The organism is Ruminococcus flavefaciens 007c (assembly GCF_000571935.1).
Classification (GTDB): Bacteria; Bacillota; Clostridia; order Oscillospirales; family Ruminococcaceae; genus Ruminococcus; species Ruminococcus flavefaciens_F.
On sequence record NZ_ATAX01000003.1, the window covers coordinates 19,133 to 32,582 of the forward strand.

General features: G+C 47.6%; 10 protein-coding genes. 4 read left to right on the forward strand and 6 right to left on the reverse strand.

All coding sequences use genetic code 11. The features are described from left to right. Positions 1-247 precede the first annotated feature (247 nt). Entirely contained in the window at positions 248-1,552 is a 1,305-nt protein-coding gene (locus RF007C_RS00115) for a GH25 family lysozyme (protein ID WP_037296332.1), read from the forward strand. A 269-nt stretch (positions 1,553-1,821) separates the two neighbouring features. Here RF007C_RS00115 and guaA read toward each other — a convergent pair whose 3' ends face one another. Next, positions 1,822-3,375, reverse strand: coding sequence for a glutamine-hydrolyzing GMP synthase (gene guaA / locus RF007C_RS00120; RefSeq protein WP_037296335.1), 1,554 nt, complete (start codon positions 3,373-3,375; stop codon positions 1,822-1,824). 366 nt (positions 3,376-3,741) lie between these two features. On the opposite strand from guaA, the gene RF007C_RS00125 reads away from it, so the two are divergent. Continuing rightward, positions 3,742-4,344 carry an HD domain-containing protein gene (locus RF007C_RS00125; protein ID WP_019678342.1) on the forward strand — a complete coding sequence of 201 codons (603 nt, stop codon included), beginning with the start codon at positions 3,742-3,744 and terminating at the stop codon, positions 4,342-4,344. A gap of 18 nt (positions 4,345-4,362) precedes the next feature. Continuing rightward, positions 4,363-5,949 (forward strand): DUF1653 domain-containing protein, encoded by a 1,587-nt coding sequence (locus tag RF007C_RS00130; RefSeq protein ID WP_037296337.1) that lies wholly within the window; start codon positions 4,363-4,365, stop codon positions 5,947-5,949. 57 nt (positions 5,950-6,006) lie between these two features. Here RF007C_RS00130 and RF007C_RS00135 read toward each other — a convergent pair whose 3' ends face one another. The 5 genes from RF007C_RS00135 to RF007C_RS00155 all read right to left on the reverse strand — a co-directional run bounded on the left by RF007C_RS00135 (position 6,007) and on the right by RF007C_RS00155 (position 12,474). Continuing rightward, positions 6,007-6,471, reverse strand: coding sequence for a GNAT family N-acetyltransferase (locus RF007C_RS00135; protein WP_037296340.1), 465 nt, complete (start codon positions 6,469-6,471; stop codon positions 6,007-6,009). A gap of 141 nt (positions 6,472-6,612) precedes the next feature. Continuing rightward, positions 6,613-9,624: a rhamnogalacturonan lyase gene (locus tag RF007C_RS00140; RefSeq protein ID WP_242836247.1), complete on the reverse strand. Its 3,012-nt coding sequence runs from the start codon at positions 9,622-9,624 to the stop codon at positions 6,613-6,615. A gap of 389 nt (positions 9,625-10,013) precedes the next feature. After that, entirely contained in the window at positions 10,014-10,736 is a 723-nt protein-coding gene (locus RF007C_RS00145) for a MerR family transcriptional regulator (protein WP_037296343.1), read from the reverse strand. 113 nt (positions 10,737-10,849) lie between these two features. Next, a complete protein-coding gene (locus tag RF007C_RS00150; protein WP_037296345.1) occupies positions 10,850-11,713 on the reverse strand; it encodes an AraC family transcriptional regulator in 864 nt (287 codons plus the stop codon). 125 nt (positions 11,714-11,838) lie between these two features. Continuing rightward, on the reverse strand, positions 11,839-12,474 hold the full coding sequence (locus RF007C_RS00155) for a GyrI-like domain-containing protein (RefSeq protein WP_037296347.1): 636 nt from the start codon (positions 12,472-12,474) through the stop codon (positions 11,839-11,841). Positions 12,475-12,618: 144 nt separating this feature from the next. Between RF007C_RS00155 and RF007C_RS00160 the strand changes: the two genes are divergently transcribed. Beyond that, positions 12,619-13,314: a GTP pyrophosphokinase gene (locus RF007C_RS00160; RefSeq protein WP_019678335.1), complete on the forward strand. Its 696-nt coding sequence runs from the start codon at positions 12,619-12,621 to the stop codon at positions 13,312-13,314. Positions 13,315-13,450: the final 136 nt, after the last annotated feature.

A 13,450-nucleotide genomic window follows, 5' to 3' on the forward strand; every position in this document is an offset into this window, starting at 1 on the left:
ACCGCCTTTGCAGCCTGTACGCGCATTAAATTCCGACCGTCCGCACTTTCCGACACATACGCTTACCGCTCATGCAGCAGCTGTATCTTCGGGAGTATCACTTCCTTTTCAAAGTTTCGCCTTGTAAAATGAGTATATCATTATTTTTTTACAAAGTCAAGTATTTTTCTTTACATTCACCGCCGCCTGTGTTATAATAAAGTATAACTTTTTCGTAATACAGTTTTTAAATCTCGAAAGGAACGATATGAAACTTAAATATATATTTTCCATACTTGCAGCTCTTATGCTCACAGGCTGCGGTGCAAAAAAAGTCACCAACAACGTCAGCGTTACGGTGGAAGTCAATACGACCTCTGCAACTGCGGCAGTAAGCACTGTTTCTACCGCTCAGAAGACAACAAAGGCAGCTGTCACAACAACTACTGCCAAGGCTGAACCGCCTGCGGATCTCCTGCTCAATGGCAAAGAGACCGTTGAGGTATACGAGGATATCAAGCTCAAGGATTTCATAACAGATAAGAATGTTGACCTCAAGGACGGAGAGGTCCTGCTCAACACCGATGACACAGGCGTATTCGAAGTGGAGATACCGTATATCTACAAGGGCAACGAATTCAGCAAGAAGCTTCAGTACAGCGTTATCGATTCAACTCCGCCCACTGTCCTTAATGCAGGCTGGGACACAGCTCACAAGGTTGGAAAGGACTTTGACCTCAACGACTATGTGGGATTTGCGGACAACTTTGATAAACACCCCGTTCTAACCTTTGAAGGTGATATAGATCCCGATACAGTCGGCTCATATCCGCTTACCGCAACAGCTACGGACTGCTCGGGCAACGCTACCACATGGGATATAACCATTAACGTTGTAGATCAGGTACCTGCGGCAGTGGACAACAATCCACGCGTGAACTACGGAGATTTTATAGCGCGGTATGACGGTGATAACGTCCGCTTCGGCATAGATGTTTCTGCATGGCAGACCAACGTGGACTACAACGCGGTGCGCGACGCCGGATGCAGCTTCGTGATAATGCGTATAGGATATTATTACAGCGCTATAACTATGGACGATTACTTCCGCCAGAATATCGAAAACGCCACAGCAACAGGGCTCGATGTGGGAGTCTACATCTATACTACCGACAATACAGAAGAAGGCGCCCGCGAACACGCACGATGGATAGTCGAGCAGCTCGGCGGCAGGAAGCTTGACTTCCCTGTGGCTTTCGACTGGGAGGAGTTCGGCAACTTCCAGAAGTACGGCATGAGCATAAAGAACCTCAATGATATATATGCAGCTTTTGCGGACGAGCTTGAAAAGAACGGCTATTCCGCAATGCTGTACAGCAGCAGGAACTTCCTCAATAATTTCTGGAGCGAAAAAACCAAGGCTTCGCATCCCGTATGGCTGGCGCACTTCGTTGACGAGACGAACTACGAGGGCGAGTACGCCATCTGGCAGGCCAGCGCCTACGGCCGTATCCCCGGCATTGCAGGCGATGTGGATATGGATATTCAGTATCTGGATAAGAAGATAGACTAATGTAGATACATTTTTCCGAGGTCGGAAACGGAGCGGAATGAAGCTGCTCGCAGGGCCTTAAATGATAACAAATCTGAATAAAACCAAAAGAGCTGACCTTCCGGTCAGCTCTTTTATTTATATGCTACATAACGGGCAAATGCAACACCCTCTTGCGGTGCCCGAAATCTCCTGCGCTCTTGTCGCCAGCGGGGGCTCCCCGCCTTGGATATTCCGACCGCTGCGCAATAATTCCCTCGCTTCTTCCGCCACTGGCGGCGCTTCGGGAATTATTCCCACTCCACGGTTCCTGGGGGCTTTGAGGTTATATCATACACTACTCTGTTTACGTGCTCGACCTCGTTGCAGAGGCGGTTGGACACCTTTGCCAGAACATCGTACGGTATCCTTGCCCAGTCAGCTGTCATGAAGTCGTCCGTAGTTACCGCACGGATAGCGATAAGGTGATCGTATGTACGGTGGTCACCCATAACGCCTACTGTACGGACATCGGGAAGTACAGCAAAGAACTGCTTGAGCTGTGATTCGATGCCGCTCTTGCGTATCTCGTCACGGAATACCGCGTCTGCCTCCTGAAGGATCTTTATCTTCTCCTCGGTTATCTCGCCGATGATACGAACTCCGAGACCAGGGCCCGGGAAGGGCTGTCTCCACACAAGATCGTGTGGTATACCCAGCTTTTCGCCTACCTGTCTTACCTCGTCCTTGAAGAGGTCGCCCAGAGGCTCGATAGTTCCCGCAAAATTTATATCATCAGGCTTTTCCACCATATTATGGTGAGTCTTGATAACAGCAGTACTGCCCTGACCTGCCTGATTTCCCTTGCCCGATTCGATACGGTCGGGATAGATAGTACCCTGTGCAAAGAAGCCGTCGCTTCCCTGCTCTCTTACCTTGTCCCAAAAAACATTATAGAACTCCGTACCTATTATCTTTCTCTTCTGCTCGGGATCGGTAACTCCCCTGAGAGCACTGAGAAACCTGTCCTTGCAGTTCACACGGACAAAGTTCATATCAAAAAGCTTTGTAAAGGTCTCCTCAACAAAGTCACCTTCGTCCTTGCGCATGAGTCCCTGATCCACGAACACGCAGGTGAGCTGCTTTCCCACAGCACGGCTGAGAAGTCCTGCTGCAACTGAGGAATCAACGCCGCCCGAAAGGCCAAGTATTACCTTCTTGTCGCCTATCTGCTCACGGAGCTTCGCCACTGTATTCTCGATAAAGTCGTCCATCACCCAGTCGCCGGTACAGCCGCAGACATTGTAAAGGAAGTTATGGAGTATCTGCTTGCCGTATTCGCTGTGAGTTACCTCGGGATGGAACTGTACCGCATAGAGTTTTCTCTCTGGAGCTTCAAATGCAGCACAGGGGCAGTCATCGGACTTGGCTGTCACGCGGAATCCGTCGGGCAGACTGCTTACGAAGTCGGTATGGCTCATCCAAACAACGTTTTTCTCGGGAACATCATTGAAGATGAGGCTTCCGCCGCTCTGCGAGATCTCTATCTTTCCGTATTCGCTCTTCTCGCAGCTTTCTACCTTTCCGCCGAGAGTATAGGCCATGAGCTGACATCCGTAGCATATACCGAGTATCGGAACACCGAGGCTGAAGATCTCCTCCGAGATATGGGGCGAGCTGGGATCGTAAACGCTGTTGGGACCGCCCGTGAAGATGATAGCAGTAGGTTCAAGCGCCTTTAATTCGCTTATAGGTGTATCGAACCTTTTGATCTCACAGTACACGCCGCACTCTCGTACTCTTCTTGCGATGAGCTGATTGTACTGACCGCCGAAATCGAGGACTATACAAAGCTGGTTAGACATAAAGTCCCTCCTTAACTTCCGCTTTACGGCAGCGGACGCCGTATTTCAGCCCTGACAGGGCTGTTAGACTTCAGGGAGCCATAGTCTCCCCGATATAAACAATATCGGGCGGATGCAGGTATCCGCCCATGCACAGAGCCTCCGCGGGATGCTGTCCCCGGGAAAATATCACGGCTTTGCACTTATCTACTCACTAATTATGCCACATTTCAAAAAAAAATTCAAGTCCCGGAGATGTATTTTTTCCTTACAAAGCGCTATAATTCCAAATATAGTGATAATCCATAAAAAAATCATATACGCCTATTGAATTTAATAACATTTTGTGGTATAATATATTTGTATAGTTATGTAAGGAGTTTCATCATGACAGCTAAAGAAGAATTTATCTCTATCTATAAAGAAAATATAAAACGTGAAGGAGCCGACAAGCTTCTGGAGTATCTGGAACGCACCGACTTTTTCACCGCACCAAGCAGTACCCGTTTCCACGGTTCCTTCAAGGGAGGGCTTGTACAGCACAGCCTGAATGTGTACCATTGTCTGAAGGACTATCTTTCACGTCCCCGCACAAAGGAGCTGTACGGCATGGACTATTCCGAAGAGACCATTGCCCTTGTAGCGCTTCTCCACGATGTATGCAAGATCGACTTCTATACAACGGAAATGCGCAACAAGAAGAATGAAGAAACCGGCCAGTGGGAAAAGGTACCATTTTACACTATAAACGATAACCTGCCCTACGGTCACGGCGAGAAATCCGTGTACATACTCTCGGGGTTCTTTTATGGCGAGAACCGTCTTACCCGTGAGGAAGCATTCGCTATACGCTACCACATGGGCTTTTCATATGGCGGTACAGAGGAAAGAGGTACCATAGGAAAAGCGCTTGAAATGTATCCGCTGGCGTTGGCACTGAACGTAGCAGATATGGAAGCGTCTTATTATATGGAAGGCTCAAACAAATAGAAAGAGGAGTGTTTTGTTATGAACTGGTATGATAACGCAATAATCTATCATATCTACCCGCTTGGTTTCTGCGGCGCACCAAAATTCAACGATGGAAGCGAGGACGTCACCTACCGCCTTGACAAGGTACTTGACTGGATCCCCCATCTGAAGGAAATGAACGTCGACGCAGTTTACTTCGGTCCTGTATTCGAGTCTGTCGAGCATGGCTATGATACCATCGACTACAAAAAGATAGACCGCCGTCTCGGAGATAATAATTCCTTTCGCTTTATATGCGACAGACTGCACGATAACGGCATACGCATAATACTTGACGGCGTATTTAATCATGTAGGAAGAAAATTTCCTCAGTTTGTGGATATACAGGAAAAAGGACAGGCTTCCGAGTACTGCGGCTGGTTCCAGAACCTTAATTTCGGCGGTCCGAGTCCCTGCGGCGATCCTTTCTGGTATGAGGGCTGGAACGGTCACTATAATCTTGTAAAGCTCAATCTCCGCAATCCCGGAGTATGCGACCACCTTATAGACGCAGTTAACTACTGGATAGAGTCCTTTGGCATAGACGGCATACGCTTTGACGCCGCTGACTGCATAGACTTTGATTTCTTCAAGAGGATACGCAGCTTCTGCAAGGGCAAGAAGCCTGATTTCTGGCTCATGGGAGAGATAATCCACGGTGACTACAACCGCTGGGCAAATCCCGAGATGCTGGACAGCGTTACAAACTATGAATGCTACAAGGGCTTATGGTCCTCCCACAATGACAAGAATTACTTTGAGATAGATTATTCCATCAACCGCCAGTCAGGCGCTAACGGCGGTATCTATCGCAATATCGACCTCTACAACTTCGTAGACAATCACGATGTCAACCGACTGGCAAGCACCCTCCACAATCATGCGCATCTGCCGCTGGTATACACACTGATGTACACCATGCCGGGTATCCCCTCCATATACTACGGAAGCGAATACGGCATCGAGGGCAGAAAGGAAAACAATTCCGACGATAATCTGCGTCCCTGCCTGCATCTACAGGATATGGAACGTGAAAACGTATCCCTGTACAGGCATATCGTCAAGCTCGGTCGAATCTACCGCGCATATCCATCACTCAGAACAGGAAGCTACGAGCGCATAATAATAACAAATCAGCAGCTTCTTTTCAAGAAAGTGCTTGGTGAACAGACCGTATATGTTGCTCTCAATCTTGCAGACTACGACTTCGATCTCAATTTCGGCACCCATATGCCTCACCTTGTTGATGTGTTCACTTCAACGCCGATTAAGGTCGAGAACGGCAATGCTTCTGTACGCATGAGACCTTATTCCGCAATGATAATCGTGGAGGACGATATAGTCAATACCGAGCCCCGCAACGAAGCTGTTGTTGAGGACAAAGAGACAGAGATCGTTATCGGCGGCAAATACCGCCATTTCAAGGGCAACGAATATGAAGTGATCGCAGTTGCAAGACACAGCGAGACCATGGAAGAGCTCGTCGTATACAGATCCCTTAAGGACAATGAGGTCTGGGCAAGACCAAAGACAATGTTTGTTGGCAAATCAGGCGAACAAAGACGCTTTACCAGAATAGACTGATAAACAAAAGGCAGTTCCTGCGGGAGCTGCCTTTTTCATATGGTCATGTAATCCTGCTCAGTTGTCCCTGAGCTTTATCATTTCGTCGTAGCATAAGAAATCGCCGTTGGGACATTCTGTCATATTGTATTCAGTACAGCTGTATTCCCTTTTCAGGTATATTTTTTTTGCGGGCAGAGAGGCAGACAGTACCACACGGTCATATTTTTCAAATATGACATTTTCCGCAAAACGTATCAGCTCACCGCCGTAGCCGTGTCCCTGATATTCTGGGAGCACAAAAAGCCTGTTGAGCTCATTCTCCGCCGTCGTAACCGTACCCGCAGGCTGACCTTCCTCATTTAAGAGTATGCAGACATTTCCTGCCGTAATATCCTTTATAATATTCTCATCGCTGTGATGAGCAAGGAAGAAGTCCACAGCACCCTTGGGATAATAACGTGGATAGACCGCTCTTATGGTATCCCGTACTATTCTTCGTATCGTATCGAGGTCTGCAATTCCTGCCTTTACTATCTTCATTTTTCTTCCGCCCTTTCCGTTGCCGCACTTTCGGTGATATAAATAATATGATACTTTAAATTTACGGGATTGTCAACAGAAAAAAGCACAGCGTCCGCGAAATATCATCACGGACGCTGTTGAAAAACGCTTATTCAGTTATCAACCATTAGGATCAAGAGTAGCGATCTTCTTCAGGAGGTACTCCTGTATGCGGACAGCGTCATCGCCTGTAAGTCCCTTTGTGGCAGTATCAACATCTGCATTGAGCTGACCCTTCTTTGTGAGAGGCTTTTCGGCAGTTCCGCCTATACCGTATTTATTGGGATTTGCCAGAGCCTGCATGATGAGTATAGCATCCGATAGGTCTACAACACCGTCGCAGTTGGCGTCGCCCATCAGGTCTGCTTTTTCCTCATCGTTTTTCTTTACGGTTATCTCATAATTGAAATTATTGAAAGTGAGCATTTTTCCCTCAGCATTGAACTGTCCGTTATAAGTAACCTCATAGGTTCCCTCTTTGACCTGAGGCAGCTGAGAACCATTCCGGCTTTCACCGTTTGCTCCGCTTATTACTGCACTCTGAGGATCGAGACTGATATTCTCTATTACAACGGGCTCCCCGTAGATCACGCCTGAATTGGCGCTGCTCATGCTCTCCCAGTAGGTAACAGAGCGTGCCTTTACGGAAACTCCTGACATATCGAGGTTTTCTCCCTCATTATATATGGTCTTTGAAGGATATGAGAGTACCTCTGTGATATTGTAACCGCCGTTGACGGTTATTGTTATCTCAGGCTCAGTGGTAGTGGTCATTGTTGTGGTGGTCACGGAAGTTGTTGTAGTGGTCGTAACTGTCTCGGGCTTCTTCAGGAATACAGTATAGTTGATGACATTTCCGCTCATGCCGTTAGTTCCGAGAACTACCTTCTCCCCTGCCTGAACTGTCTTTTTGTAAGCCGCGAAATCAACATCATTGCTTGACTTTGCAGTTAGGTCTGTTCTTGTATAGCTGCTAAGCCATGACGGTACTAAATTTGCTGCTTCTTCTCTTGTATCGACAAGTACGTATACCTCAGCCTTTTCCGCCGCTATGAATTCCGCAAGGTCGGAATCCGTATTCTTGGAGTTGCAGGCTGTCATGATATACTCGCAGTTTTCAAGCTCTGCGGGTAGAGCTGTGTATGTGAAGTCTCTGTCGCCGTAGATAGCTCCGCCCGTCTTGTTGGACTCCATGAGCTTCCATGCTCCTGAGTTAGCGCTGTCCTTAACAAGGAGATTCTTCACCAGCTTGCCGTTCACAGGCTCGGGAGGAGTATTGTTCAGCTTGACATTCGGTCTTTCAGGGAGCTGAGCCTCTGTGCCGAGATAGAAGCTTGTATGTGGAGGCTGATTGTATGAGGACTGCTGACAGCCGCACTGCATACGGTACTGCATATCGTGCATGAGAGTAGTTATGCGGTACTTTGTCTCGGTATTTGTGCACCATACTCTGAGCTTTGAGTTATCCTCCGTCCTGAGAACGAGCTCCTCTCGCCAGTCGCCGAAAAGGTCTGCTGTAAGACATGGTACAGCCTTTGTTCCGTTATTTGAAGCACAGCCTGAAGCAGTAAAGATAGTCTGATACTGGTCTACGCCTTTTGCATCAGTGATATAGATATCGTCAAGAAGCTCACGCTCAAGATCTCCGTCCCAGTAGATAAGGAAGTTTGTGGATGGCTGTTTGCTGCCTATCTGTTTGCCCGAGACATCATATACATTATATGCAGGCCTTGAGCCCCAGAACTCAGCACCGCTGTTGCCTGCGATGATATTATCCGCGCAGCAGCGTCCCGTATCCTTATCGCCGTCATAGTGCCAGATGATACTTCCGGTTTTGCCATCAACGAGAGAAATACCATAATTTCCGGATTCGTGACAGAGAAAGACCTCTATTCCCTCACGTTTGGGATCAAGATCGCCGACGTGCATAGCGTCGCCGTGTCCCTGTCTTGTTGACCAGAGGAGCTTTCCGTTGTCGTCGATACAGCAGGCGCCCATGCATACCTCCTGTCTGCCGTCGTTATCGAAGTCCGCAACCATTACGTTGTGATTTCCGCAGCCGTAAGCAGGATCGCTTGTATTGAATCCTGTATCAAATACCCACTTCTTTGAAAGCTTGCCGTTCACAACGTCCACAGCCGAAAGGGTAAGTCTTGTATAGTAGCCTCTGCCGTAGATAACAGAGGGGTGAACTCCGTCAAGATAAGCTATGGCACAGTTATAGCGCTCGCATCGGTTTCCGTAATTGTCGCCCCATGTTGACTTGGCAGTATTGCTGGTAGCGTCGCCTCTCGTGACAGGGAAATCAATAGTGTCCAGAGCCTTTCCTGTAGCTCCCTCAAAGAGCGTCATGTACTCAGGTCCCTGAAGAACGAGTCCCGAACTGTCAACATAGTTTGCACTGGCATTGCCTATTGCCTTGCCTGTGCCGTCAACAGTTCCGTCGCAGGTCTTTGTTACAAGCTCCGCCTTGCCGTCGCAGTCAAAGTCTGCAACAGCAAGCTGTGTATAGTGCTGACCTGCGCGGATATTCCTGCCCAGATCGATACGCCAAAGCTGCTGGCCTGTAAGGGTATAGCAGTCGATGTATACATTACTGGTTTTTCCAGTCTTGGAGTTATCCTGTGAATCGCTCGGATCCCACTTTACGATTATCTCGTACTGTCCGTCGCCGTTAACGTCACCTGCGCAGCAGTCATTGGGCGAGTATATGCTTCCCGGACTTTTCAGCGGTATATCAAAGTAGTTCGTACCAGATGTAAAGCGGCAGTCCTCGGAGCTTACCACGCTGCCGTTCACGAGAGTATCAACGCGGTACTTTGAGCCTGAATTGCCCTGCGCGTCCCAGTAGTTTGTAGCTTCACCCGCTTTACTGGTGTAGATGAGCTGATCATCACGGAAAAGCTGAAACTCCGCATTGTCATCGTCATTGGCGTTGAAGCGCCAGCTTATGAACATACCGTTGCCCGACTTGATAGCGTAGATGCCGCGGTCAAGGTACTCCATGACAGCAGAGCCGTTGCCGCCGACTCCGTAAGCCGCGTCAGCTGTAAGACCTGCGCCGATGTTGGAGGTAACTGCAATTGCAAGAGCAGCAGCTGCCGCCGTCAGTTTTTTTAGTTTTAGGTTCATTGTAATTCCCCCTGTATATTTTTCACGATTTCGGGACATAAGTCCCCTATCCATTTTATTATACACGCTTATTCATAATTCTGCAATGATTTATTGTATCTTTTTACCACTTTTTTGTCTACATTTATTATATCTATGCAAAATAATACAGTAAATTTTTATATTTCATGACACAATGTGTCATATCTTAAACCGTTAGCTTGTAGGAGCGCCCGGAAGTTAATAGTGTAGTGACGACGTCCCGTCGCCCGTTAATAACCGTAAAACCATAATGACAGATTATAGGGGCGCCCGCGTTTTACGATGATATTGGCACAGGCAGCGCCCCTACAATTACACATTACGAATCACGCATTAAAAAGGGCGGATAGATTCCGCCCTTCTGAAACTTATTTTCCGCAATATACCGCAATAGCCGCCGATGCAAATTCTGCTGTGCCCTTGCCGCCCGCTTTGTCGATATTCTCCTTAAACTCGCCGTCTGCGGCGTACATCTTGCCCAGACCGCTGAGTATCTCATCGGTGCAGGTGTAAAAATGCTCGGTTATAAAGTCCTGAAGCTTCTTCACCATAGTCTGAGCTTCGGGGCTCTCGGGACTGCCGTTTTTCAGCTCGCCGAACTCCGCAAAGAGCTGCATGAAGTCCTCCATGACCTGCTTGTTTTCACTGTCGGAGCGCTTCTTACTCTCAAACTCCTTATAAGCCTGAGTATCACCCCATTTTTCCCTGGCGCGCTTTGTGTATTCGTCGATCTTTGATGTGTCAAATGCAGAAAAATCCACTGCTCTCACTCCTAATACCTTTATTCCGCGGGCAAAGCCGATGAGCTCCTCAAGGCGCTGTTTTTTTAGTTCCAGCAGCTCTATCTGCTGTTCCAGCGCTGCTTTGCGGTCATAGCTCCTGCTTTCCATAATACGGATTATCTCCTTCAAAGGGAATTCAAGTTCACGGAAAAGCATGATCTGCTGAAGCTTCTCCAGAGCTGCATCGTCATACAGCCTGTATCCGCCCTCCGTATGATCAGCAGGACTGAGAAGCCCTATATGATCGTAGTACCTGAGAGTGCGTATACTCACTCCCGTAAGGTCGCTGACCTGTTTTACCGTCATCATTGTATTACCTCCTCCCGCGTAAGTACAGTATAGACCATGACGTAACGTCAGAGTCAAGAGCTTTTTTTATCTTTGTATATATGCACAAATATCATCATCGGATTTTGTGCGCCTTACTCAATGGGTATCCATATCTGGCTCTTATAATCAGGAGCTGTCATATCTCCGTCAGAATACACTTCAATATCCATTTCGTATGTGGGCTTATAGTGTGTCGTAGGGAAGAACTCCGAGCATATCTCATGCCAGAGCTGCTGTATCGCATCGGGCATAGCTCCTGTACACTCAGCCACCACCCATTTCCTTGCAGGTATCCTGTTTACGCGATAACCCTCGGGAGCTACCGTATCTGGCGCACACTGAACAGCTATGCCGTACTCGAATTTCTCGCAGTCCGTATGGCCGTTGCCGTAGCACGTACCCAGCATACAGCTGCGGTCCGACGCATATCCCTGAAGGGTATCGATCACGCCTTCCCTGTGTGCTCTGCCCCAGAACTCAGGGATAGTGTTAAGATTCTGACCTCCGGCCACTGTGTGACGCTCCACCTTTTCAAGAACTGTGAATTCCTCTTTTTCAACGATCCTGTAATTCATACTATTTCCGCCTTTCAGTATAATCTGCACCCTGAGGCGTGAAAAAGACCTTAACTCAGCTGGCTTCTGCCTTGCTTCCGAGGGAGTTACTCCGTGAAAAGATGCAAATGCTCTCGTAAAGCTGTCAGGCGAGCTGTAACCGTACTTCAAGGCTATATCTATGACCTTTTCGTCTGTTGAGACAATATCGCTTCCCGCCAGCGTAAGACGTCTGCTTCGGATATACTCTCCCAGCGTCATACCGCAAAGAGCCCCGAAGATACGCTGGAAATAGAAAGCCGAACAGGCTGACCGCGCCGCGATCTCAGAGTAGTCCAGCTCCTCCGTGATATTGTCCTCGATGTAGTCGATAGCACTCTGTATGCCCTCAGTCCAGTTCATAGTCATTCCTCCTCATTGGTGTGACTTTATTCTATCATAAAGACGGATAATCTGTCCCGACAATTTGTGCCCTCTTGTATCAGAGCATTATGCCACCCACCGGATATTCCTTCATATATGTCTTTTCAGTCCATTTTCTTTACAGGATGCCTTATAACTGTTTTAAGCTTTTCGGGAGCTGTTTTTCTCGGATCGGAAAGATATATCTCATGGTGAGGACGCTTCAGCGTTATGTCTGTCACATAGCCCGAACTTTCCGCAAAGCTGTCCATAAGAGCAACTGTTGCAGGCTCGTCATCATATGGACCTATGTGCATACACTGAACGCATATCCCCTCCTCATAGGTCATGAATACTGCCTCAGAACAGTTCAGCTTCTTCTTTTTCTCCGCCTGCTCCGCAGCCCATTCGAAATCAGCCTTTGTAACAAAATCAGGCAGTCTTATCATAGATGTCCAGATAAGATCGCTCTTGCGTCTGTAATCAATTCCCGAAGTGCCTTCCTGCCGCCAGAGACCTTCAAGAGGCGGTACAGCATAGTCAAAATAGCCGTCGATACGGTAGTCTGTCATCTTGCTCATCTTTATGGTATATGCAACGCCGTACAGGATCTCAAGTGCCCTTTTATACTGCCCGTCCCCGTCATTGGGATCACCCTTTCCGCTGACTGCAATAAAGTTCATAGCGGGTATTGTTACGATCACGGGCTTGTTCCCGGGCAGATAAAATTCCTTATACTCCTTTTTGAAATCAAAAGCCATGTTTTCCCCTCCGTTAACGATGATATATGCTAAGTATAACACAGCCGCATTTCTGTGTCAAACAAATGAAAAGTCAGACAAATGATTGACCTTTCAGCAAATAAATGCTATAATAAAACCATTAAATAACGAAGGGGATATGCCATGAACTCCAATAATGATGTTATAAGAAAGCTGCATGAGCTGACGGAAGCCGATATGTCAGAGGCAGAATTTCTCCAGTCAGTGGAAAACAATATGATACCGATGCAGCAGTTCTTCACATATTACAGATGCGCAATTATGGAGATAGAGACCAAATTCCGCGTACTAAACGAGCAGTTCTCACTTAATGGCGAGAGCAACCCCATAGAGTTCATACAATCAAGGATAAAGAGCTACGGCAGCATCTTCCGAAAGATAATGACGAATCACATCCCCAGGAATGTTGAAGCCATAGAGCGCGATATAAACGACATTGCAGGCATACGTGTGGTATGCTCCTTCGTACAGGATATCTACCGTCTTGCCGACTGCTTCCTGAGACAGGACGATATAACTCTCATTGAGAAAAAGGACTACATAAACAATCCCAAGCCCAACGGCTACAGGAGCCTCCACCTCATAGTTGCAGTCCCCATATTTCTTGAGAACGAAAAGCGCCTCGTGAAAGCCGAGGTACAGCTCCGCACTATAGCCATGGACTTCTGGGCAAGCCTTGAACATAAACTGCGCTACAAGAAGGATCTCCCGCCCTACCAGCTGAACCTCCTTGCAGACGATCTGAAAAAATGCGCCGACCAGAGTGCAGAATGGGACAGACGTATGCAGGACATAAAGAATATACTTGAAAGCAACTGAGATTGCCCCCGTTTTACAGCAAAACGGGGGCTTTTTTGGTAAAATCAAGCTAAAAAAAGTATAATTCCGTAATTTTTTCACCATATCTTTATTATATAGGTTGCAATCCACCGATTTCTATGTTATATTATACATA